At 42.3% G+C, this 22,498-nt stretch carries 20 protein-coding genes and 1 tRNA gene; 16 read left to right on the plus strand and 5 right to left on the minus strand.

The genetic code is table 11. The annotated features are described in order from the left end of the window. Positions 1 to 101: 101 nt before the first annotated feature. The 3 genes from AC1DRQ_RS17060 to AC1DRQ_RS17070 all read right to left on the minus strand — a co-directional run bounded on the left by AC1DRQ_RS17060 (position 102) and on the right by AC1DRQ_RS17070 (position 1,439). Positions 102 to 680, minus strand: coding sequence for an adenylate kinase (locus AC1DRQ_RS17060; protein WP_429394105.1), 579 nt, complete (start codon positions 678 to 680; stop codon positions 102 to 104). 55 nt (positions 681 to 735) lie between these two features. After that, a tRNA-Arg gene (locus AC1DRQ_RS17065) sits at positions 736 to 809 on the minus strand. A gap of 168 nt (positions 810 to 977) precedes the next feature. After that, positions 978 to 1,439 carry a redoxin domain-containing protein gene (locus tag AC1DRQ_RS17070; protein WP_477425834.1) on the minus strand — a complete coding sequence of 154 codons (462 nt, stop codon included), beginning with the start codon at positions 1,437 to 1,439 and terminating at the stop codon, positions 978 to 980. A gap of 202 nt (positions 1,440 to 1,641) precedes the next feature. On the opposite strand from AC1DRQ_RS17070, the gene AC1DRQ_RS17075 reads away from it, so the two are divergent. The 16 genes from AC1DRQ_RS17075 (at position 1,642) to ilvA (ending at position 20,554) form a co-directional block, all read left to right on the plus strand. Next, entirely contained in the window at positions 1,642 to 4,035 is a 2,394-nt protein-coding gene (locus AC1DRQ_RS17075) for an ABC transporter permease (protein WP_477425835.1), read from the plus strand. 93 nt (positions 4,036 to 4,128) lie between these two features. Continuing rightward, positions 4,129 to 5,115: an NAD(P)H-quinone oxidoreductase gene (locus tag AC1DRQ_RS17080; protein ID WP_477425836.1), complete on the plus strand. Its 987-nt coding sequence runs from the start codon at positions 4,129 to 4,131 to the stop codon at positions 5,113 to 5,115. A gap of 161 nt (positions 5,116 to 5,276) precedes the next feature. Next, positions 5,277 to 6,782 carry a F0F1 ATP synthase subunit beta gene (gene atpD / locus AC1DRQ_RS17085; protein ID WP_477425837.1) on the plus strand — a complete coding sequence of 502 codons (1,506 nt, stop codon included), beginning with the start codon at positions 5,277 to 5,279 and terminating at the stop codon, positions 6,780 to 6,782. A 91-nt stretch (positions 6,783 to 6,873) separates the two neighbouring features. Next, positions 6,874 to 7,128 (plus strand): ATP synthase F1 subunit epsilon, encoded by a 255-nt coding sequence (gene atpC, locus AC1DRQ_RS17090; RefSeq protein WP_429394096.1) that lies wholly within the window; start codon positions 6,874 to 6,876, stop codon positions 7,126 to 7,128. A 561-nt stretch (positions 7,129 to 7,689) separates the two neighbouring features. Further along, complete coding sequence (gene ilvD / locus AC1DRQ_RS17095) at positions 7,690 to 9,399, plus strand: dihydroxy-acid dehydratase (RefSeq protein ID WP_477425838.1); 1,710 nt, start codon at positions 7,690 to 7,692, stop codon at positions 9,397 to 9,399. A 107-nt stretch (positions 9,400 to 9,506) separates the two neighbouring features. Beyond that, positions 9,507 to 11,243 (plus strand): biosynthetic-type acetolactate synthase large subunit, encoded by a 1,737-nt coding sequence (gene ilvB / locus AC1DRQ_RS17100; RefSeq protein ID WP_477425839.1) that lies wholly within the window; start codon positions 9,507 to 9,509, stop codon positions 11,241 to 11,243. A gap of 28 nt (positions 11,244 to 11,271) precedes the next feature. Then, positions 11,272 to 11,877, plus strand: coding sequence for an acetolactate synthase small subunit (gene ilvN, locus AC1DRQ_RS17105; protein ID WP_429394090.1), 606 nt, complete (start codon positions 11,272 to 11,274; stop codon positions 11,875 to 11,877). A 135-nt stretch (positions 11,878 to 12,012) separates the two neighbouring features. Beyond that, on the plus strand, positions 12,013 to 13,071 hold the full coding sequence (gene ilvC / locus AC1DRQ_RS17110) for a ketol-acid reductoisomerase (protein ID WP_429394088.1): 1,059 nt from the start codon (positions 12,013 to 12,015) through the stop codon (positions 13,069 to 13,071). A gap of 107 nt (positions 13,072 to 13,178) precedes the next feature. After that, positions 13,179 to 14,597 carry a 3-isopropylmalate dehydratase large subunit gene (gene leuC / locus AC1DRQ_RS17115; RefSeq protein ID WP_477425840.1) on the plus strand — a complete coding sequence of 473 codons (1,419 nt, stop codon included), beginning with the start codon at positions 13,179 to 13,181 and terminating at the stop codon, positions 14,595 to 14,597. A 104-nt stretch (positions 14,598 to 14,701) separates the two neighbouring features. Beyond that, positions 14,702 to 15,016 carry an antibiotic biosynthesis monooxygenase family protein gene (locus tag AC1DRQ_RS17120; RefSeq protein ID WP_477425841.1) on the plus strand — a complete coding sequence of 105 codons (315 nt, stop codon included), beginning with the start codon at positions 14,702 to 14,704 and terminating at the stop codon, positions 15,014 to 15,016. Positions 15,017 to 15,035: 19 nt separating this feature from the next. Continuing rightward, positions 15,036 to 15,629 (plus strand): 3-isopropylmalate dehydratase small subunit, encoded by a 594-nt coding sequence (gene leuD / locus AC1DRQ_RS17125; RefSeq protein ID WP_477425842.1) that lies wholly within the window; start codon positions 15,036 to 15,038, stop codon positions 15,627 to 15,629. Between the two features lie 99 nt (positions 15,630 to 15,728). Further along, complete coding sequence (gene leuB, locus AC1DRQ_RS17130; RefSeq protein ID WP_477425849.1) at positions 15,729 to 16,802, plus strand: 3-isopropylmalate dehydrogenase; 1,074 nt, start codon at positions 15,729 to 15,731, stop codon at positions 16,800 to 16,802. 3 nt (positions 16,803 to 16,805) lie between these two features. Next, the gene (locus AC1DRQ_RS17135; RefSeq protein WP_477425843.1) at positions 16,806 to 17,204 is read left to right on the plus strand and encodes a hypothetical protein; all 399 of its coding nucleotides are present in this window, start codon (positions 16,806 to 16,808) and stop codon (positions 17,202 to 17,204) included. A gap of 11 nt (positions 17,205 to 17,215) precedes the next feature. Then, positions 17,216 to 17,971, plus strand: coding sequence for a class I SAM-dependent methyltransferase (locus AC1DRQ_RS17140; protein ID WP_477425844.1), 756 nt, complete (start codon positions 17,216 to 17,218; stop codon positions 17,969 to 17,971). Between the two features lie 163 nt (positions 17,972 to 18,134). Next, positions 18,135 to 19,301 (plus strand): 2-isopropylmalate synthase, encoded by a 1,167-nt coding sequence (locus AC1DRQ_RS17145; protein WP_477425845.1) that lies wholly within the window; start codon positions 18,135 to 18,137, stop codon positions 19,299 to 19,301. Between the two features lie 2 nt (positions 19,302 to 19,303). Continuing rightward, entirely contained in the window at positions 19,304 to 20,554 is a 1,251-nt protein-coding gene (gene ilvA, locus AC1DRQ_RS17150) for a threonine ammonia-lyase IlvA (protein WP_477425846.1), read from the plus strand. Positions 20,555 to 20,686: 132 nt separating this feature from the next. Here the strand turns inward: ilvA and AC1DRQ_RS17155 are convergent, their stop codons facing one another. Both AC1DRQ_RS17155 and AC1DRQ_RS17160 read right to left on the minus strand, forming a co-directional pair. Next, positions 20,687 to 21,685 carry an ABC transporter ATP-binding protein gene (locus AC1DRQ_RS17155; RefSeq protein WP_477425847.1) on the minus strand — a complete coding sequence of 333 codons (999 nt, stop codon included), beginning with the start codon at positions 21,683 to 21,685 and terminating at the stop codon, positions 20,687 to 20,689. Between the two features lie 37 nt (positions 21,686 to 21,722). After that, on the minus strand, positions 21,723 to 22,498 hold a 776-nt coding region (locus AC1DRQ_RS17160), incomplete at its 5' end, for a sensor histidine kinase (RefSeq protein ID WP_477425848.1).

The raw sequence follows: 22,498 nt of genomic DNA on the forward strand, positions 1-22,498 counted from the left end.
CCGAAAGTTTAAGCATTTTGCCTAATACCCCCGGACTTTACCGACTTTATTCTTCCTAAACCTTACCTACTTTCGGACTTGAATCCCGGTTTCGGACTTACTTAATATGAATACGTTTCAATAACAGCGTCAATAGCATCATAAATTTGATCAATTGAGCCTATACCGTTTATACTTTTAAACTTATCCTGGTTTTTATAGAAACCGGCAACCGGTGCCGTTTTATCATTATATTCTTTAATACGCTTACGGATCACTTCGGGGTTAGCATCATCCGGACGGCCTGATTTTTTACCACGCTCTAAAAGGCGGCGCTCCAACTCATCATCATTAACCTCAAGCGCTATCATACCTGATATGGATGAGCCCTTGCTTTCCAATAAGTTATCTAATGCTTCGGCCTGCGCAACAGTGCGTGGAAAACCATCAAATATAAACCCTTCGGCATCTCTATTGGCATCCAGCTTATTGCTGATCATGCCGATAACCACCTCATCGGGAACCAGCATACCCTCATCCATCAATTTCTTTGCTTCTAAACCAAGCTCTGTTCCCTGTGAAATTTCGCCGCGTAAAAGATCGCCCGTTGAAAGATGTATTAGACCGTGTTTTTCAATAAGCTTTTGCGACTGGGTCCCTTTCCCTGCTCCGGGAGGACCAAACAATACCAGATTTAGCATGCTCCTAATAAATTAAAAGCCTTTCGGTACAACACAGAAAGGCTTGGCGTTATTGTGCACTTGAAGGGAGTCGAACCCCTAACCTCCTGATCCGTAGTCAGGTGCTCTATCCAATTGAGCTACAAGTGCTTTTTGAAACGGACTGCAAAAATAGAATTTTTACCTATCCATTGCAAACTTTTTTAAAATAACTTTTTGATATGATCTGCTTAAATTGTCAAATGGCTGATTTTATGACCAATAACTTTATATAACTCATTCAACCAATCAACCCAATCTAACTAAATCAACCAAAACCTATCTTACAATTTCGGCAATAGCTTCAAAATCTGGAAGCTGACCCGCATCTTCAAGCACTTCGGCATATATAATTTCCTGGTTTTCGTCAATTACAAATGCGGCACGTTTTGATACGCCTTTTAATCCTAATACAAACTCCTCATATAATGCGCCAAAAGAGGCTGATACTTGCTTGTTAAAATCAGATAGCAGATCGAACTGGTAATTATTTTCTTCCTTAAACTTTGCCAGTGTAAAAGGCGAATCAACAGAGATCCCTAATATGGTAGCATTTAAACCATCGTAATAGCCAAAACTATCGCGCATTGTACATAGTTGTGTGGTACAAACGCCTGTAAAAGCTAAAGGGAAAAAGTGAATAACTACTTTACGGCCCTTAAAATCGGCCAGTGATACACTTTTTAATGACGATGATACTAATATAAACTCTGGTGCCTTTTGCCCTGCCTGTAATGCCATAATGAATTTTTTATTGCAAAGAAAAAAAAATACCGCTCGACAATGGTAATCGGCAGGTAATTAATTGATCCGAATAATGATTAGGAGCAGCCACTGACAGTACCTTAGGCTCTGGAAATTGACGAATCAAAAAATAAATTTTAATAGATTTTTTGATTAACTAAATATTTAGTTATAGCTTTAGCATATCAATCCATAAGCTATGATCAGGAGTTATTTAAAAATTGCGGTACGTACGCTGTTAAAAAACAAAGGTTTTACATTTATCAATATTTTGGGCCTGGCTTTGGGCTTGGCTATTTGCCTGCTCATTATATTTTATGTGACTGATGAGTTAAGTTATGATAGATATAATACCAAATACGAGAGAATATATAGGGTTAATACCGATTTAAAATCTAATGGCACTACCCTATTCTTTGCAGGGAGCCCTATTCCGCTTGCCGATGCCCTGATGAGCGAGTTTCCGGAAGTTGAAAAGGCCGTGCGAATCACTCCCTCATTAAATATCCGTTTTAAAAAAGGAAATGAAATTGTAAGCGAAGACGGGGCCGCTTTTTATTGTGAAGCAAGCGTTTTTGATATTTTCACACTCCCCATGCTTTCCGGCGATCCTAAAACGGCATTAACCGAACCTAATGCCATTGTAATTACCGAATCTATGGCTAAAAAGTATTTTAACCGCACCAATGTTGTGGGCGAAACACTTTTTTTAGTTACCGACAGTAGTGTGCATAAAATAACCGGGGTAATGCGTGATATGCCTTTACAATCGCATTTTAAAGCTAATTTCTTATTTGCCGCAAATGCTGTTGGAAAAGGCAAATGGAACAGTATCAGCGCCTTTAAAACCTATGTATTGCTTAAACCCGGAGCAGACCGTAAACGCTTTGAAGCAAAACTGGATCAGTTAATGGATAGAAACCTTGCCAAATCCGATTTCGATTATAAAAAATTCAAATCAAATAATCATTATTTTAAGCTTGGTTTAACCTCGTTAAAGGATATCCACCTGCAATCAAACCGGCAGGGAGAAATTGGCACTAACGGCAACATACAATACATCTATATATTTTCGGTGGTGGCCATATTTATTTTATTGCTGGCCTGTATCAACTTCATGAATTTGTCAACGRCCCGCTCTGCAAACAGGGCGCGGGAGGTTGGTGTGCGTAAAGTATTAGGCTCGTCCCGMAAGCACCTGATCTTCCAGTTTTTGGCCGAATCATTAATAGTAACTTTTGTGGCTGCCTTTATAGCTGTACTGGCCGCATGGGCTTTGCTTCCGCTTTTTAATCATTTTTCAAATAAGGAGTTAATCATAACCTTTCAAACGTTAAGGTGGTTATTACCTGCACTACTGATCATTGTAATAGTTGTTGGCATTCTGGCCGGTTCTTACCCTGCCTTTTTCCTTTCGGCATTTCAACCGGTTGATGTTTTAAAGGGCAAATTATCTTCCGGATTTAAAGGTGGCGCTCTCCGCAGCACCCTGGTTGTTTTCCAGTTTTCCATATCTATTTTTCTCATCATTGGCACGCTGGTTATTTATAATCAGCTTCACTATATCCAAAATAAAGACCTTGGCTTTAACCGCAGTCAGGTACTAACCATTAACAGTGTAAACACCCTGGATAATCCTCAAATACTAAAACAGGAGATTAAGCAACTACCCGGTGTAATAAACGCTACCCTGACCAGCTATTTACCCGTTGGAGGTTACAGGACAATTGGCTTTGTATCAGCCGATCAAAAAAATAGTCAATCTACCCAACTCTGGAAAGTTGATGAGGATTATTTAAACACAATGAGTATGGAACTGAAAAAAGGGCGTGGATTCTCTGCACTGCTTAAAACAGATTCAACAGCGGTAATTATCAATGAAACTGCAGCTAAAATATTAGGTTATGCTAATGATCCCATTAATAAACCGCTTTTAAAATGGGTGGAAAAAGACGTTAAGAAAAAATATACGATCATTGGCGTGGTAAAGGATTTCAATTTCAGTTCGCTGCGCGATAACGTAGAGCCTTTGGTGATGGTAATGGAAAACGATTGGCTGGCCCGCTTAAGCGTACGTGTAAACACTCATAATTTACCCGCGTTATTAGCACAAATAGAAAACAAATGGAAAACCGTAGCCCCACATGAACATTTTGAATACTCATTTATGGATGCTGATTTTGATACCCTTTACCGTACCGAACAACGAATGGGAAACCTGTTTATAGCATTTACCGCTTTAGCAATTATCATTGCCTGCCTGGGTTTATTCAGCCTGGCAGCTTATGCCGCCGAGCAACGCAACAAGGAAATTGGCATTCGCAAAGTATTGGGTGCAGGCGTTTCAACGCTGGTAGCCATGCTATCCAAAGATTTTATCAAACTGGTTTTTATATCTATCATCATAGCCACACCTTTGGCCTGGCTGGTTATGAACAAATGGTTGCAGGGGTATGCCAACCGGCAAAATATTCAATGGTGGGTATTTGTGGTTACCGCCTTGGTAACAGTCGTTATTGCTTTTGCTACCATAAGTTTCCAGTCTGTTAAAGCGGCCATGGCCAACCCGGTTGAAAGTTTAAAGAATGAGTAGAGGGGTGAGAGGAGAAGGTTAAAGGCGAAAGGTGAAAGGTTTGAGTTTCTATGTTTAGCGTTTCTATTTACATTTGCTACATATCATTCTCCTATGAAAGCAGTTATTATAACCCAGCCCGGCGAGCCCTCCGTTTTGCAAATGGCCGAAAGACCTAAACCCGCTTATGCTGCAAACGAAGTACTGTTAAAAGTAATGGCGGCCGGTGTAAACCGCCCCGATATTAAACAACGAGAAGGCAAATATCCCCCGCCGGCAGGTGTGGTACAGGATATTCCGGGATTGGAAATAGCCGGGATTGTGGTTGAGACAGGTGCTGATGTAACCCAATGGAAGATTGGCGATAAAGTTTGCGCGCTGGTAGCCGGTGGTGGTTATGCCGAATATTGCAATGCTCCCGAAGGGCAATGCCTGCCTGTACCTGATAATCTTTCGTTTATACAAGCAGCTTCCTTACCCGAAACTTTTTTTACCGTTTGGAGCAATGTTTTTGATCGCGGCAATTTAAAGGATCAGGAATCATTATTGGTTCACGGCGGCTCCAGCGGCATCGGGGTAACGGCTATACAAATGGCAAAAGCACTGGGGCATACCGTTTATGTTACTGCGGGGTCTGACGAAAAATGCAGGTTTTGCGAACAACTGGGCGCCGCAAAAGCCATTAACTATAAAACAGAAAATTTTAAAGATGTAATAGAACAGCTAACCAACGGCAAAGGTGTTAATGTGATACTGGACATGATAGGTGGCGACTATACGCCGGGCAATATTCAATCATTAGCGGTTGAGGGCCGGCTGGTGCTGATCAACGCCATGAAAGGCAAAGACGCACAGATCGACCTGGCGCAGGTAATGATGAAAAGATTGGTCATCACTGGCTCCACTTTGCGGGCCAGGGATATAGCGTTTAAAAGCAAAATCGCTCAAAATCTGCAAAAAACTATCTGGCCGCTGCTGGCATCAGGAGTAATAAAACCCATAATACACGCAACTTTCAAGGCCGATGAAGCGGCCAAAGCTCACGAACTGATGGAAAGCAGCGCTCATATTGGCAAAATAATGCTCAGTTTTGAGCATTAAGAACGGCAAAATATGCGTGCAGAAAATATCCGATAAAAATGTTGCTTTAGGTATTTAAATATTTGGATAGAAATCTTAACTTTGCGCCTCTGAAATAGCATCTTATATTTTATTAGTAATAACTATTTCAAGGAAAAATTCTTTAAAACACCAGGTTATATATGCCAAACATTGGAAAAATATCACGGATCATTGGTCCGGTAGTTGACGTAAGTTTCGCTGATGACGCTCATCTTCCTAAAATTTATGATGCGTTAGAGATCACGAAAGATAATGGCCAGAAAATCATTTTAGAAGTTCAACAGCATTTAGGCGAAGATCGTGTACGCGCGATAGCGATGGATTCAACAGACGGATTGCTACGCGGCATGAAGGTTCTGGATCTGGAATCGGCCATTAAAATGCCGGTTGGCGAAAATATTAAAGGCCGTGTATTTAACGTAGTAGGTGATGCTATTGACGGTATAACTAACTTAGATAAATCCAATGGCCGTCCTATCCACAATACTCCGCCACGTTTCGAAGACTTATCAACCGAAACTGAAGTATTGTTTACAGGTATCAAGGTTATCGACTTATTAGAGCCTTATGTAAAAGGTGGTAAGATCGGTTTGTTTGGTGGTGCCGGTGTTGGTAAAACTGTATTGATCCAGGAACTGATCAACAACATCGCGAAAGCTTATGCTGGTTTATCAGTATTTGCAGGTGTTGGTGAGCGTACACGTGAAGGTAATGACCTTTTACGTGAGATGCTTGAATCAGGCATTATAAAATACGGAGATGCATTTATGCACTCTATGGAAGAAGGCGGATGGGACTTAAGCAAAGTGGATAACGAAGCTTTAAAAGACTCAAAAGCAACCTTCGTTTTCGGTCAGATGAACGAGCCTCCCGGTGCACGTGCACGTGTGGCATTATCAGGCTTAACTATTGCTGAGTATTTCCGCGATGGTGAAGAAGACGGTAAAGGCCGTGATATCCTTTTCTTTATCGATAACATTTTCCGCTTTACACAAGCAGGTTCTGAAGTATCAGCGTTATTGGGCCGTATGCCATCGGCAGTAGGTTACCAGCCAACACTGGCTACTGAAATGGGTACCATGCAAGAGCGTATCACTTCAACCAAACGTGGTTCAATTACATCTGTACAAGCGGTTTACGTACCTGCGGATGATTTAACTGACCCTGCACCGGCAACAACATTTGCCCACTTGGATGCTACTACCGTACTTTCACGTAAAATTGCCGAGCTTGGTATTTACCCTGCTGTGGATCCTTTGGATTCTACATCACGTATCCTTAGCCCATCTATTTTAGGTGATGAGCACTACAATACAGCTCAACGTGTTAAAGAAACTTTACAACGTTACAAAGAGCTGCAGGATATCATCGCGATCCTGGGTATGGACGAGTTATCTGAAGAAGATAAACTGATTGTATCCCGTGCGCGTCGTGTTCAGCGTTTCCTGTCACAACCATTCCACGTTGCCGAGCAATTTACAGGCTTAAAAGGTGTATTGGTTGATATCAAAGAAACCATTAAAGGTTTCAACATGATCATGGATGGCGAAGTTGATGAATACCCTGAAGCTGCTTTCAACTTAGTTGGTGGCATTGAAGACGCCATTGAAAAAGGTAAAAAGCTGTTGGCTGAAGCTAATAGTTAGTAGCAAGTATTTAGTATCAAGTAGCAAGATTACTATTTGATACTAATTATAAATACTTGATACTTGATACGAACTACTTGATACAAAAAAAATGACATTAGAAATTCTTACACCCGATAAAAAAGTATACGAGGGCGAAGCCACATCGGTAACCGTTCCGGGTGCTTTGGGATTATTTGAAATATTAAACAACCACGCGCCTATTATCTCTACCTTATTAGATGGTAAGTTAACTGTGCGCGGTGGCAGTGCTGCTAAAGAAGAAGTTTTTTTTATTAAAGGCGGTGTTGTTGAGGTATTAAACAATAAGGTGATTATTCTGGCTGAAGGCATTCAGCACAAATAAACTATACCCTTATATTTTACAAAAACGTCCGGGTATAACACCCGGACGTTTTTTTTTTGCCACTTTTTTCAGGACCTGTGTCAATGAACAGACCAAACAACCACTGAACAAACTGAACTCAATTTTTGATTACTTACACCCAAAAGTTGTTTAAATTAACAAGGCATAATTTTAAGGCAAATAATATAAATAGCGAAGCAACATTATTAAAGCAAAAACTCATGAAGTATCTCCACCCGGTTTTTATAATTTCTAAGCAAGCTTTGGCCGTTTCAGGAAGAAAATTGGCAACTTACTATGCATGCATAAAATATATACTGAATACCGTTTTGAACTTTGGTCTATTTTGAAACAAATATTATATCTATATTTATACATTATAAAGAATTATATTCTGTTTTATGAAATTATTTAAAATTATATACTTTTTCAAAATATTTTTCGCAGCTATTGTTATTCTTTATCGCTATATCTACCTTACGGATACAGATTCAAACAGTACAAGTAAACCAGGATCAACAGGCAAAATTATTTACAAATTAGTCTATCATAACAAATAAAATGAGTTCATCATCAGATACAATATCGGCTATAGAATTGAATAAGTATAGCAAAAATTTAACGCAAGACCCAACACAGCCCGCAGCGCAGGCCATGCTTTATGGTATTGGTTTAACTGATGACGATATGAAAAAAGCACAGGTTGGCGTTGCCAGCATGGGCTACGATGGTAACACTTGCAACATGCACCTTAATGACCTGGCTAAAATAGTGAAACAAGGCATATGGGATGAAGAGTTGGTTGGCCTTATATTTAATACCATTGGCGTAAGCGATGGTATGAGCATGGGTACCGAAGGCATGCGTTATTCATTAGTAAGCCGCGATGTAATTGCCGATTCGATAGAAGCAGTTTGTGGAGCACAATATTACGATGGTTTGATCACCCTGCCGGGATGCGATAAAAACATGCCGGGATCAGTTATAGCCATGGGCAGACTTAACCGTCCGTCAATAATGGTTTATGGTGGCACTATTAAACCCGGCCATTATAAAGGCGAAGACTTGAATATCGTATCGGCATTTGAGGCTTTGGGCCAAAAAATAGCCGGTAATATTACTCCCGAGGATTTTATGGGTGTAGTTAAAAATGCCTGCCCAAGTGCTGGTGCCTGCGGTGGTATTTATACTGCTAATACCATGGCTTCGGCAATTGAGGCTTTAGGTATGAGCTTGCCTTACTCTTCTTCAAACCCGGCTTTAAGCCCGGAGAAGAAAGCGGAATGTTTGGCAGCCGGTAAAGCCATAAAGATACTGTTGGAGAAAGATATCAAACCATCAGACATCATGACCCGCGCGGCCTTTGAGAATGCTATTGTAACCATCATGGTTTTGGGCGGCTCAACCAACGCGGTATTGCACCTGATAGCTATGGCTAAAGCCGTGGGTGTTAAAGTAACCCAGGATGATTTCCAGTCGGTAAGTAACCGTATCCCCGTATTGGCCGATATGAAGCCAAGCGGCAAGTATATGATGGAAGATCTGCATAAAATTGGCGGTGTGCCCGCGGTTATGAAGTATCTGCTTAAACTGGGCTGGATTGATGGCAGCTGTTTAACCGTAACTGGCAAAACCATTGCCGAAAACCTGGAAGAAGTTCCTGAAATTGAATTTGAAAACCAAAAAATCATATTCCCGGCCGAAAACCCTATAAAAGCTACAGGTCATTTACAAATATTATACGGAAACCTTGCCGAAGGTGGCAGCGTTGCCAAAATTAGTGGTAAAGAAGGCGAACGTTTTGAGGGTCCTGCCCGCGTGTTTGACGGGGAGTTTGAGTTGATAAACGGGATTACAAGCGGCCTCGTACGAGCCGGTGATGTGGTAGTTATCCGCAACATAGGCCCTAAAGGTGCACCGGGTATGCCCGAAATGCTAAAACCAACAGGTGCTATTTTTGGTGCAGGCTTAGGCGCTTCGGTTGCATTAATAACCGATGGCCGTTTTTCTGGTGGTACACATGGTTTTGTGGTAGGCCATATCACCCCCGAAGCTTATGACGGTGGTTTGATAGCCTTTGTTAAGGATAATGACACCATTGAGATAGATGCCACTACCAATACCATGACGCTAAAAGTATCTGACGCGGAACTTGCAGTACGCAAAGCCAACTGGGTACAACCAGCACTAAAAGTAAAAAAAGGCTTACTATACAAATACGCCAAAACAGTAAGCACAGCCGCAGAAGGCTGTGTAACTGACGAAATGTAGCCCCCTAACCCCCTGAAGGGGGAACAAGAGGGTTAATAATAAAGGATTAAAATAACAAAACATACAATTAAAAAAGCTCCCCCTTTAGGGAGCTGGGGGGTAAAACTATGGAAGTTGCACAGGAAACATTAACTACACCCGCTCCAAAAACAGCGGTAGAAGTTTCAGGATCAGTAGCATTATTGGAGGCATTAATTGTTGAAGGTGTTGATACCATCTTTGGCTATCCGGGTGGCGCTATTATGCCCATCTATGATGCTCTATTTGATTATAATGATAAGCTGAACCACATCCTGGTCCGTCATGAACAAGGCGGTATCCATGCAGGGCAGGGTTACGCACGTACATCGGGCAAAGTGGGTGTTGTATTTGCAACCAGCGGCCCCGGTGCAACAAACCTGGTAACAGGTTTGGCCGATGCTCAGATAGATAGCACTCCACTGGTATGTATTACCGGGCAGGTATTCGCGCATCTTTTAGGTACCGATGCTTTTCAGGAAACCGACGTGATCAACATCACTACCCCGGTAACCAAATGGAACTACCAGGTAACTGATGCCACCGAGATCCCCGAGGTATTGGCCAAAGCTTTTTACATAGCAAAAAGCGGCCGTCCCGGACCGGTATTAATTGATATCACCAAAAACGCGCAGATACAAAAATTCAACTATCAGGGTTATACTCCTTGTGACCATATCCGCAGCTACAGGCCAAAACCTATAGTACGCACGCAATACATCCAGGAAGCTGCCGAACTGATCAATCAGGCTAAAAAACCATTTATCATTTGGGGACAGGGTGTAATATTAGGCAGCGCCGAGCAGGAGTTTAAAACTTTTGTTGAAAAAAGCGGTATCCCTGCGGCATGGACCATTTTAGGTGCAGGCGCTATCCCAACAGATCATCCGCAAAATGTGGGTATGCTGGGAATGCATGGCAACTACGGCCCTAACGTATTAACCAACGAGTGCGATGTGCTTATTGCCATTGGTATGCGCTTTGATGACCGTGTAACCGGTCGTTTAGATAAGTATGCTAAACAGGCTAAAGTGATCCATCTGGATATTGACCCGGCCGAGATCGATAAAAACGTTAAATCAACCGTACCGGTATGGGGCGACTGTAAAGAAACCCTGCCTTTGCTTACCAACGCTATTGAGCAAAAAAAGCATACCGAATGGATCAACAAGTTTAATGATTATACCCAGCAGGAAATTGAGGCGGTAATTCATACAGAATTAAACCCAACCTCGCCCGAAATGACCATGGGTGAGGTGATAAAACAACTGAACGAGATAACCAAAGGCGAAGCAATTATTGTAACCGACGTTGGTCAGCACCAGATGGTAGCCTGTCGTTATGCTAAATTCAACAATACCCGCAGCAATGTAACCAGCGGTGGTTTAGGTACTATGGGCTTTGCCCTACCAGCTGCCATCGGTGCCAAATTTGGCGCACAGGACCGCACCGTAGTAGCTATTATTGGCGATGGCGGTTTCCAGATGACCTTGCAGGAATTGGGTACCATTATGCAATGCGGTATTGATGTAAAGATCATCATCCTGAATAACCGTTTCCTGGGTATGGTTAGGCAATGGCAGGAATTGTTTAATGAGCGCCGCTACTCTTTTGTGGATATCCAGAGCCCTGACTTTGTTGCAGTAGCAGCAGCGTACCGCATCCCCGGCAAATGTATTAACGACCGTAAGGACCTTCCGGCAGCATTAAATGAAATGCTGAGCAACAAAGGCTCGTTCCTTTTAGAGGTAATGGTAACCAAAGAGAACAATGTGTTCCCGATGGTACCGCAAGGATGTAGTGTAAGCGAGATCAGGCTTAAATAAGGGCCCTTAAATTTTAACAAAATCAGTCATGAGCAATCAAGATACAGAGAAACAGGAATTTAACATCACGGTTTATACCGAAAACCAGATTGGTTTATTAAGCCGGATAGCTATTATATTTACACGCCGTAAGATCAATATCGACAGCCTGAATACTTCTCCGTCAGAGATAGAGAGTATCCACCGCTTTAATATTGTGATCACCGAGTCGGAAGATGTGGTACGCAAACTTACCCGCCAGATAGAAAAACAGGTGGAAGTACTAAAAGTGTATTATCATACCAACGAAGATGTGATTTGGCAGGAATTAGCGTTATATAAGGTATCAACAGATGTTATTGCCGAAAAGGTAAGCGTTGAGCGCCTGCTGCGCGAAAACGGTGCACGCGTGGTTGTACTGCGTAAAGATTACACGGTATTTGAAACCACCGGTCACCGCGAGGAAACCGATAACCTGATCAGCATATTGCAACCTTACGGCCTTATTGAATTTGTACGCAGTGCACGTGTGGCTATTATTAAAGATAGCGACGGTTTTAACCGTAAACTGCGCGAATTTGAAAGACTTGAACCAGGTGAAGATGTAATTGAAAACGAATACCTGAACCAGGGAGCAAAAGTATTTACGATGTAAGAAAAAGGGCTCAAGGCTGAAAGTTTAAAGCTGAAAGCCCTGAATACCAAATCAATGATAATCAAAATATAAACTTTAAATAAATAAATCGGTGTAATCAATAAAACATCGGTGTAATCATCAAATAACAAAACAATGGCAAAATTAAATTTCGGCGGCACTGAAGAAAATGTAGTAACCCGCGAGGAGTTCCCTTTATCAAAAGCTCAGGAAGTATTAAAAGACGAAGTTGTAGCAGTAATTGGTTACGGCGTTCAAGGTCCGGGTCAGGCATTAAACCAAAAAGACAATGGCATCAACGTAATTGTTGGTCAGCGTAAAGGCACCAAAACATGGGATAAAGCTGTAAGTGATGGCTTTGTACCCGGCGAAACCCTTTTTGAAATTGAAGAAGCTTTGGAAAGAGGAACTGTAATTTGCTACTTATTAAGCGATGCAGCCCAGATTGCCGTATGGCCAACTGTTAAAAAACACTTAACTCCGGGTAAAGCATTATACTTTTCTCACGGTTTTGGTATCACTTTTAATGAGCAAACCGGCATTGTACCTCCTGCTGATGTTGACGTATTTTTGGTTGCCCCTAAAGGATCAGGTACTTCATTACGCCGCATGTTTTTACAAGGCCGCGGCTTAAACTCAAGCTACGCGATTTTCCAGGATGCAACAGGTAAAGCATTTGATCGTGTTATTGCTTTAGGTATTGCTGTTGGTAGCGGTTATTTATTTGAGACTAACTTCAAAAAAGAAGTATATAGCGATTTAACCGGCGAGCGTGGCACACTGATGGGTTGTATCCAGGGTATTTTTGCAGCCCAATACGATGTATTGCGCGCTAATGGTCACTCACCATCTGAGGCTTTTAACGAAACTGTTGAAGAGTTAACCCAATCATTAATGCCTTTAGTTGCTGAGAATGGTATGGACTGGATGTATGCCAATTGTTCAACTACAGCACAACGCGGTGCTTTGGATTGGTGGAAAAAATTCCGTGATGCCACTAAACCGGTATTTGAAGAACTATACAAAAGCGTTGCAACAGGCGTTGAGTCACAAAAATCAATCGATTCAAACAGCAAAGCTGATTACCGCGAAAAATTAGATGCTGAATTAAAAGAATTACGCGAAAGCGAATTATGGCAAGCAGGTAAAACTGTACGCAGCTTACGCCCTGAAAACCAGGTTGTAGAAGCATAATTTTAAGTCTTGAATTGTAAGTCATAAGTATGAAGTTATAAGTCAATGACTTTATACTTACGGCTTATGACTTACTACTTCGGACTTTAGACTAAAGACTAAAAAACATGGGACAAACATTATTCGATAAAATTTGGGATGCGCACGTCGTCAGTAGCAACGAGGGTTTTCCTGATATTTTATACATCGACACACATTTCATACACGAGGTAACCAGTCCGCAGGCATTTGATGGTTTGCGCACAAGGGGTTTACCGGTTTTCAGGCCCAAACAAACAGTGGCCACTGCCGATCATAACGTTCCTACAATTGATCAGCACCTCCCCATAAAAGAAGAACTTTCCCGCTACCAGGTTGATATGCTCACCAAAAACTGTGCAGAATTTGGCATTGAGCTATATGGTTTAGGGCACCCTTTCCAGGGTATAGTGCACGTGATAGGGCCCGAGCTGGGCATTACCCGTCCCGGTGGTACTTATGTTTGTGGTGATAGCCACACGTCAACACACGGCGCCTTTGGTGCCATAGCGTTTGGTATAGGTACATCACAGGTTGAGCAGGTAATGGCTACCCAGTGTTTACTACAATCGCGCCCTAAAAGAATGAAGATCGAGGTAAACGGTAACCTCCAAAAAGGCGTTGGCGCTAAGGACATCATTCTTTACATTATTTCAAAGATCTCGGCCGCTGGCGGCACTGGTTATGCTGTGGAATATGCAGGTGATACCATCCGTTCATTAAGTATGGAAGGCCGCATGACCATCTGTAACATGAGCATTGAAATGGGTGCACGCTGTGGTTTAATTGCTCCCGATGATACCACATTTAATTATGTAAAAGGCCGCGAGTTCGCCCCTAAAGGCGAAGAGTGGGATAAAGCATTAGCTTACTGGAAAACTTTATACTCTGATGCTGATGCTCAGTTTGATGAAGTATTATCCTTTAAAGCCGAAGATATTGAGCCAATGATCACCTACGGAACAAATCCGGGGATGGGTATTGGTGTTACACAACACGTTCCTGAAACTGCTTCATTTGAAGCAAAAGAACAGGGATCATACAAAAAGGCCCTTGATTATATGGGCCTGCATGACGACGAACAATTATTAGGCAAGCCCATTGATTATGTATTTATCGGCAGCTGCACCAACTCGCGTATTGAAGATCTGCGCCAGGTGGCTGAATTTGTAAAAGGCAAACACAAGGCAGATAACGTTACCGTATGGGTAGTTCCGGGATCAAAACAGGTACAGGAACAAGCCATTCGCGAGGGACTGGACAAAATATTTAACGAGGCTGGGTTCCCGCTTCGCGAACCAGGATGCAGCGCATGTTTGGGGATGAACGAGGACAAGATACCTGCGGGTAAATATTGCGTATCTACCTCCAACCGTAATTTTGAAGGTCGCCAGGGACCAAACTCCCGTACCTTTTTGGCCAGCCCGCTAACCGCGGCAGCATCGGCAATTACCGGTAGGGTAACGGATATAAGGGAATTTTTGAAAGAGAAAGAATTAGTTAGCTAATACTAATATGTCATTGCGAGCGTAGCGTGGCAATCTCATCGTGTATGTTCAACGCCTGCACCGTGAGATTGCTTCGTACCTCGCAATGACAAAAAAGAAATAAGATGATACTTGAAGTAGCCATATTGAATGTAACACCAGGCCAGGAGGATGCTTTTATAAAGGCATTTTCAAAAGCACAGGTTATCATATCAAAAATGGCCGGTTACATCACTCATCAACTAAAAAGATGTGTGGAAAATACAAGCCGGTTTATTTTACTGGTGGAGTGGAAAAAACTGACCGACCACACTATAGGCTTCAGGCAATCAAAAGAATACCAGGAATGGAAAGGTTTATTACATCATTTTTATGATCCCTTTCCTACTGTTGAACATTATGAAGACATAGAGATAAAAGGCACAGAGTCTCAAATCTAACATCTCAAATCTAAAAAAGATGGCAACCAAAATATTTAAACATATACAAACCAGCGTGGTACCCTTGCCTATCGAGAACATCGATACGGACCAGATCATTCCCGCTCGTTTTTTAAAGGCCACTACCCGCGACGGCTTTGGCAATAACCTGTTTCGCGACTGGCGTTTTGACGGGGACAATAATCCTAAAACGGATTTCGTACTTAACAATCCAAACTTCAATGGTAAAATACTGGTAGCCGGCAAAAACTTTGGTTGCGGCAGCAGTCGTGAGCATGCTGCCTGGGCCATTGCCGATTATGGTTTTGATGCCGTGGTAAGCAGCTTTTTTGCTGATATATTTAAAGGCAACGCCCTTAACAATGGCCTGCTGCCAGTACAGGTAAGCGATGATTTTTTAAAGAAGATCTTCGATGCTGTTGATGCTGATGAGCACGCGGTGGTAGAAATTGACCTGGTTGATCAGTTCATTAAAATTGTAGCCACCGGCGAACAGGAAACATTTGAGGTTAACCCTTACAAAAAAGCCTGCATGACCAATGGCTATGATGATATTGACTACATACTGAGCAAAAAGGAGTTAATACAACAATTCGAAAACTCAGCCCCCTAACCCCCTGAAGAGGGAACAAAGGGGAATAATTAAGAGAATTATAATTAAGCTAAATAACACAATCAAAAATCCCCCTTTAGGGGGTATGGGGGCATGGGAATTAAAAAACACATATTAGTAATACCCGGTGATGGTATCGGTACCGAAGTAACAACCTGGGGTAAGGCCGTACTGGAAAAAATTGGTCAGGATTTTGGCCACGAGTTCAGTTTTGACGAAGCCCTGATGGGTCATGCAGGTATCGAAGCTACCGGCAATCCGCTGCCTGATGAAACTTTGGCTAAAGCAAAAGCCAGCGACGCTATTTTATTTGGCGCTATTGGTCACATCAAATATGATAATGATCCATCGGCTAAGGTACGCCCTGAGCAGGGTTTGTTAAAAATACGTAAGGAACTTGGCCTGTATGCCAATCTGCGCCCTATCATGCTTTTTGATGAGCTGCTGGATGCATCAAGCCTAAAACCGGAGATACTGAAAGGAACCGACATTCTTTTCTTCCGGGAATTAACCGGTGATGTTTACTTCGGCGAGAAAAAACGCAGCGAGGATCGCAATACAGCATCTGACCTGATGATTTATTCCCGTTACGAGGTAGAGCGTATTGCCATAAAAGCTTATGAAGCGGCTATGGTTCGTGGTAAAAGATTATGCTCTGTTGATAAAGCGAACGTGCTGGAAGCTTCACGCCTATGGCGCGAAGTGGTTCAGGAAATAGCTAAACAATATCCTGAAGTTGAAACCGAGCACATGTTCATCGATAATGCAGCCATGCAGCTGGTTAAAAATCCTAAAAAGTTTGATGTGGTATTAACCGCTAACCTTTTTGGAGATATTTTAACTGATGAAGCATCGCAGATCGCGGGTTCAATGGGTATGCTGGCATCTGCGTCAATTGGCGATGGAACCGGTTTCTTTGAACCTATCCATGGTTCAGCACATGATATTGCCGGGCAGGATAAAGCCAATCCGCTGGCATCTATATTATCAGTGGCGCTAATGCTGGAAATTAGTTTCGGACTGAAAGAAGAAGCTAAGCTCATCACATCGGCTATTGATAAAGTGTTGAAAGATGGTTACCGCACCGGCGATATCGCTGATGTTAATACCGATAAAGGTAAAATTTTAGGGACCAAAGCCATGGGGCAAAAAGTGCTGGAGTACCTAAGCTAAAATTTGAAGGCTAAAATGAATGGGTTAAAGATCGCTATAATATTATTGTTCTTGATTTGCTGTTTTGCGGCAGGTCATAGCGGCGGTCCTTTTGTTTTAGTTGAGATTGCCTTGCTTGTTAATATTCAAAGTAATGGAATTAAAGAAAATACAATCTTGATGGGCATCATAGCTTCGCAAATTACCTGGTGGGTAGCTATACGGCAGTCTTATGATAAGCTGATGTTAGCGTTAGTAATTTTTCTTAGTTTAATAGTTATTGCTGTAACTATCATCTCAAAAGATTTTTTAAGTATTGTAATATGGACCAACAGTACCTTTTTAATTGTATGTGGTGTTTACTTAATAAGGTATTTCAAAAATTTAAATGAAGCAAAAATTGGTGAGACTGAAGAAATATAGATATATAAGTTATGAAATGGAATCCTGATCTGTACGACCAAAAACACGCCTTTGTATTTCAATACGGTGAGGATGTGCTGGAATTACTGGATGTTAAAGCTGGTGAATATATTCTTGATCTGGGTTGCGGTACGGGCCATTTAACACAGCAGATCCAAAGCAAAGGAGCCAAAGTAAAAGGCACCGACCTGTCGCCTGATATGATTGCCCAGGCAAAGGAAAAGTATCCTGAAATTGAGTTCGTGGTTGAAAACGCTGCCGACTTTTTTACAGATACTCCGTATGATGCGGTGTTTTCGAACGCGGCCCTGCATTGGGTAAAGGATCAAAACGGGATGATGCGTAGTGTATATAACGTTCTTAAACATGGCGGCCGCTTTGTAGCCGAAATGGGCGGTAAAGGCAATGTTGCCCGCTTAATTGAAGCCACACAACTGGTACTGCAAAATCATGGTTACCATGTGCAGGCTGATACCCAGATCTGGTATTTCCCGTCGATAGGTGAGTATGCTACTAAGTTAGAGGAGCACGGCTTTAAGGTTAGTTATGCCATTCACTATGACCGTAAAACACCATTGCAGGATGGCGATCAGGGTGTGGCCAAATGGGTAACCATGTTTGGTGAACAATACCTTGAAGGTATAGCCGAAGATGAAAAACAACAGATATTAACAGAAATAACCAACAAGCTTGAACCACACTATAACGAAGGCGGCCAATGGTATGCCGATTATAAAAGGTTAAGGTTTATAGCTGTTAAAGAATAATTTAAGTAGCAAGTAATTAGTATCAAGTATCAAGACTTTTTAGCTGTTTTGATTGGAGATATCTACAGATAACGAAATGAATTAAGTAAAAAGTAAACGAATCGGTCTTGATACCTGATACTCGCTACTTGATACTAACACATAACTAAAAACAAAAAATAATATGTTACACGATCCCAACCGCGTTTATGTTTTTGATACCACGCTTCGCGATGGCGAGCAGGTACCGGGTTGCCAGTTAACAACCCCCGAAAAGATTGAGATAGCAAAAGAACTGGAACTACTGGGCGTGGATATTATTGAAGCAGGCTTCCCGGTTTCAAGTCCGGGTGATTTTAACAGCGTTGTTGAAATTTCAAAGGCGGTGAAAAATCCAACCGTTTGTGCGCTTACCCGTGCCAACAAAGGCGATATTGATGCTGCTATCGAATCATTAAAATATGCTAAACATCCGCGTATTCATACAGGTATCGGTTCGTCTGATATGCACATCAAGCATAAATTTAACAGCACCCGCGAAGATATACTGGAACGTGCCGTTGAAGCCGTTAAATATGCCAAGCGTGCCGTTGAAGATATTGAGTTTTATGCCGAAGATGCCGGTCGTGCCGATGTTGTATTTTTAGCCCAGATGGTTGAAGCGGTAATTGCCGCAGGCGCCACTGTAGTAAATATTCCGGATACAAACGGCTATTGCCTGCCTGATCAATATGGCAGCAAGATCAAATTTTTGAAAGAGAACGTAAAAAATATTGATAAGGCCATTATCTCGGTGCATTGCCATAATGATTTAGGTCTGGCTACTGCCAACTCTATTGCCGGTTTGCAGAATGGCGCCCGCCAAATTGAAGGTACCATTAACGGTATTGGAGAGCGTGCAGGTAATACCTCAATTGAGGAGGTGGTCATGATCCTGAAAACACACCAGGTACTGGGTTTGCATACCAACATCAACTCTAAAAACTTTTATGAGCTTAGCCGCATGATCAGCACACAAATGCGCATGCCGGTACAGCCCAATAAAGCCATAGTAGGTAGCAATGCCTTTGCGCACAGCTCAGGCATCCACCAGGATGGTTTCCTTAAAAACCGCGAGAACTATGAGATCATACGTCCCGAGGATGTAGGTTTCCCGAGCGCCAGTATTGTACTTACCGCCCGCAGTGGCAGGCATGCGCTTAAATTTCACCTGGAGCGCCTGGGTTACAATTTGGATAAGGAAGAACTGGCCGAAGTATATAACAGCTTTTTAACCCTTGCTGATGTTAAGCTTGACATCAACGACGATGACCTGTTAAGTTTGGTAGCACACAAGCTGGTAAAAAATTAATAATGGAAACTGATACTAAGAACCAGCTTGATTTTGAGTCGGCCTATGAACGTCTTAAAGGCGTAGTTAAACGCACTCCGCTGGAATATAATGCCGGCTTATCGGCCAAATACGATTGCGAGATATATTTAAAACGTGAGGACCTGCAAATTGTACGTTCGTACAAACTGCGTGGCGCTTACAATATGATCAGTCAGCTAACTGCCGAAGAACTGAGCCGTGGCGTTGTTTGCGCCAGCGCGGGCAACCATGCGCAGGGCGTAGCTTTTAGCTGTAATGCATTAGGTACTAAGGGTGTAATTTTCATGCCCGAAATAACCCCGAAACAAAAAGTTACCCAAACAGAAATGCATGGCCACGGAAGTGTAGAGCTGGTTTTAACCGGCGATACTTTTGATGATTGCCTGCGTGAGGCCCTTGCTTATACCGAAGCACATGAAATGACATTTATACCACCGTTTGATAATTATCGTATTATTGAAGGCCAGGGAACTGTTGGTGTGGAGATATTGCAGGACCTGCCCGATGTGGAAGCTGTAATTATGCCTATAGGTGGCGGCGGCCTGGCAGCCGGAGCCGGAACTTATTTAAAACAGCAGGTACCCGGTATTTATTTGATAGGTGTTGAGCCCGAAGGTGCGCCATCCATGCTCAAGGCACTGGAACAGGGCGAGCCTATAACACTACCTGAAATTGACCGCTTTGTTGATGGTGCTGCCGTAAAACGTGTTGGCGCATTAACCTATGATATTTGTCGTGATGTGCTTGACGATATGCTGCTGGTACCTGAAGGAAAGGTTTGTACCACCATATTAAAATTATACAACGAAGATGCTATTGTAGTTGAACCTGCCGGAGCATTATCAGTAGCAGTACTTGATGCCTGCAAAGACAAAATAAAAGGCAAAAAGGTAGTTTGTATAATAAGCGGTGGTAATAATGATATTGCCCGTATGCAGGAGATCAAAGAAAAATCTTTACTGTACGAAGGGCTTAAGCATTACTTTATTGTGCGCTTTCCGCAGCGTCCGGGAGCATTAAAGCTGTTCGTAAATAACGTGCTTGGGCCGCATGATGATATTACCCGTTTTGAATTCATCAAGAAAAGCGAAAAAGAAAACGGACCTGCCCTGGTTGGTATCGAACTAAAATCAGCCGATGATTATCCCGCTTTATTAAAACGCATGATAGCGCACCGCTTTAATGTTATCGAACTCAATAAAGACAGGACTTTGTTTGAGTACCTGGTGTAAATTCCATCATGTCATTGCGAGGTACGAAGCAATCTCATCAGGCAGGTTGCACAAGCAAAGTTCGTTACTTGCCCTATGAGATTGCCACGCTACGCTCGCAATGACATATTTATTATATTTTACGTATCTGTTCTAATATTCCAGCCACTTCCCTACCCTTACCGCAACCTTATCACCTTCGGCATATTTGCCAGACTCTTCATTTACAACCCGTAGCAGGGTACCGTTTTGTTCCAGTATCAGGTCTTCATAAAATCCTTTAAATAATACCTGCCTTACCACCCAGTTTTTTGCTTTGGTGATCAGTTTTAACTTGATCCATTCAGGATATATTACCGCGTGTTCCTTAGTAATACTGATGCCGCAAAGTTTGCCTTCGGCGGCGGTAAGGATGCTACAGTTGCTCAGCAATTGCGCTGTATAAAGGTTTTGCGGATATTGGTACAAGGCTTTTGGTGTTCCATGCTCTATTATTTCGCCTTGTTTAAGCACGATCAGCTCATCGGCCATAGAGAGCACTTCGGCAGGGTCATGAGATACCATGATCACCGTAAGGCCAATCTCTTTCACTATTTGCCTGATATCGTGCTGTAAGCCTTCCCTGAAAGAAGTATCAACCTGGTTAAAGGGTTCATCCAGCAATAAAACCTGCGGACGGGTTATAATAGCACGGGCAATAGCCACACGCTGCTTTTCGCCACCGCTCAAATCAGCCACACGTTTATCGGCCATAGCAGCCATGTTAAGCTGCTTTAATACCTGTTCGGTTTTTTGCTGTTTGGCGTTCAGGTCGGTTGCGGGCAGCATGGCAGCCACGTTATCCCACACTTTGGCAAACAGATTCAAATCATCAGTATGCTGGGTAACCATTTTCATGGCATCATGACCGGGGATCAGTTTTTCTTCAGGCCCCCAAATACGCTCGCCCTTAAATTCAACCACACCTTCATCCGGCGAAAGTAAGCCATACAACAAACGTAATAAAGTACTTTTCCCGCTTCCGCTTTCGCCAATAATAGCGGTTATTTTGCCGGGTTGTATAACAATATCTGTTTTTTTAACGCCGGCCTGGTGTTTGCCCGGATATATTTTACTTACTGCAATAGCCTGCAAAAAAGGAGTATCTGACATGGATGGCAAAGATACAAAATTGTTTAAAGCACCATTTTCATTTTATAAATGATGATTTAACCGGCTCATTTGCTAATATGCAAGGCAATGTTATTATAAACTCTGCATATTCAAATTCTTTTGTATTAATATCAATACTTCCGTTATAACCGTTCACAATAATATCATAGCTAAGCGATAAGCCCAAACCTGTACCCTCGCCCGCTGGCTTGGTAGTAAAAAAAGGTTGCATGATCTTATCCTTTATAGCAAGTGGTACGCCATTACCATTGTCTCTTACAGTAAACACAGCTAAATCGCCCCTGATTTCAGTTCTTACTTCAACTGTTGGCTTATAATTTTCGACATTGGTTTTTTGCTTTTGATTTACAGCATAAAAGGCATTATTAAACAAATTGAGCATCACCCTTCCTATATCTTGCTGCACACCATTTAATATAACCCTTTCAGCAGTAAAACTGGTAACTATCTCAGAAGTGAAAGCTTTGTCTTTGGCCCGCATTCCATGATAGGATAATCTTAAAAATTCTTCGGCCAAAGTATTAATATTTAGAGGCTGCCGCTCGCCGGCGCTGTTTCTGCTATGTTCAAGCATGCCTTTAACTATACTGTCGGCTCGTTTACCATGATGCTGAATTTTATTTAAATTTTTCTCCAGGTCATCAGCTATGGCTATAGCATCTTCTGTATTTCCATTTTTGAGTTCCTCTTTTAATTCACTGGTAAGTTCGGCACTTACCTCAGAGAAGTTATTAACAAAATTTAGCGGATTTTGGATCTCGTGGGCAATACCCGCGGTAAGCTGACCAAGTG

It is taken from the genome of Mucilaginibacter sp. P4_E8, assembly GCF_056401495.1.

Coding starts and splice junctions, on each gene's coding strand:
- AC1DRQ_RS17060 (WP_429394105.1), bottom strand. CDS start 680: ATGCTAAATCTGGTATTGTTTGGTCCTCCCGGAGCAGGGAAAGGGACC.
- AC1DRQ_RS17070 (WP_477425834.1), bottom strand. CDS start 1,439: ATGGCATTACAGGCAGGGCAAAAGGCACCAGAGTTTATATTAGTATCA.
- AC1DRQ_RS17080 (WP_477425836.1), top strand. CDS start 4,129: ATGAAAGCAGTTATTATAACCCAGCCCGGCGAGCCCTCCGTTTTGCAA.
- atpD (WP_477425837.1), top strand. CDS start 5,277: ATGCCAAACATTGGAAAAATATCACGGATCATTGGTCCGGTAGTTGAC.
- atpC (WP_429394096.1), top strand. CDS start 6,874: ATGACATTAGAAATTCTTACACCCGATAAAAAAGTATACGAGGGCGAA.
- ilvD (WP_477425838.1), top strand. CDS start 7,690: ATGAGTTCATCATCAGATACAATATCGGCTATAGAATTGAATAAGTAT.
- ilvB (WP_477425839.1), top strand. CDS start 9,507: ATGGAAGTTGCACAGGAAACATTAACTACACCCGCTCCAAAAACAGCG.
- ilvN (WP_429394090.1), top strand. CDS start 11,272: ATGAGCAATCAAGATACAGAGAAACAGGAATTTAACATCACGGTTTAT.
- ilvC (WP_429394088.1), top strand. CDS start 12,013: ATGGCAAAATTAAATTTCGGCGGCACTGAAGAAAATGTAGTAACCCGC.
- leuC (WP_477425840.1), top strand. CDS start 13,179: ATGGGACAAACATTATTCGATAAAATTTGGGATGCGCACGTCGTCAGT.
- AC1DRQ_RS17120 (WP_477425841.1), top strand. CDS start 14,702: ATGATACTTGAAGTAGCCATATTGAATGTAACACCAGGCCAGGAGGAT.
- leuD (WP_477425842.1), top strand. CDS start 15,036: ATGGCAACCAAAATATTTAAACATATACAAACCAGCGTGGTACCCTTG.
- AC1DRQ_RS17140 (WP_477425844.1), top strand. CDS start 17,216: ATGAAATGGAATCCTGATCTGTACGACCAAAAACACGCCTTTGTATTT.
- AC1DRQ_RS17145 (WP_477425845.1), top strand. CDS start 18,135: ATGTTACACGATCCCAACCGCGTTTATGTTTTTGATACCACGCTTCGC.
- ilvA (WP_477425846.1), top strand. CDS start 19,304: ATGGAAACTGATACTAAGAACCAGCTTGATTTTGAGTCGGCCTATGAA.
- AC1DRQ_RS17155 (WP_477425847.1), bottom strand. CDS start 21,685: ATGTCAGATACTCCTTTTTTGCAGGCTATTGCAGTAAGTAAAATATAT.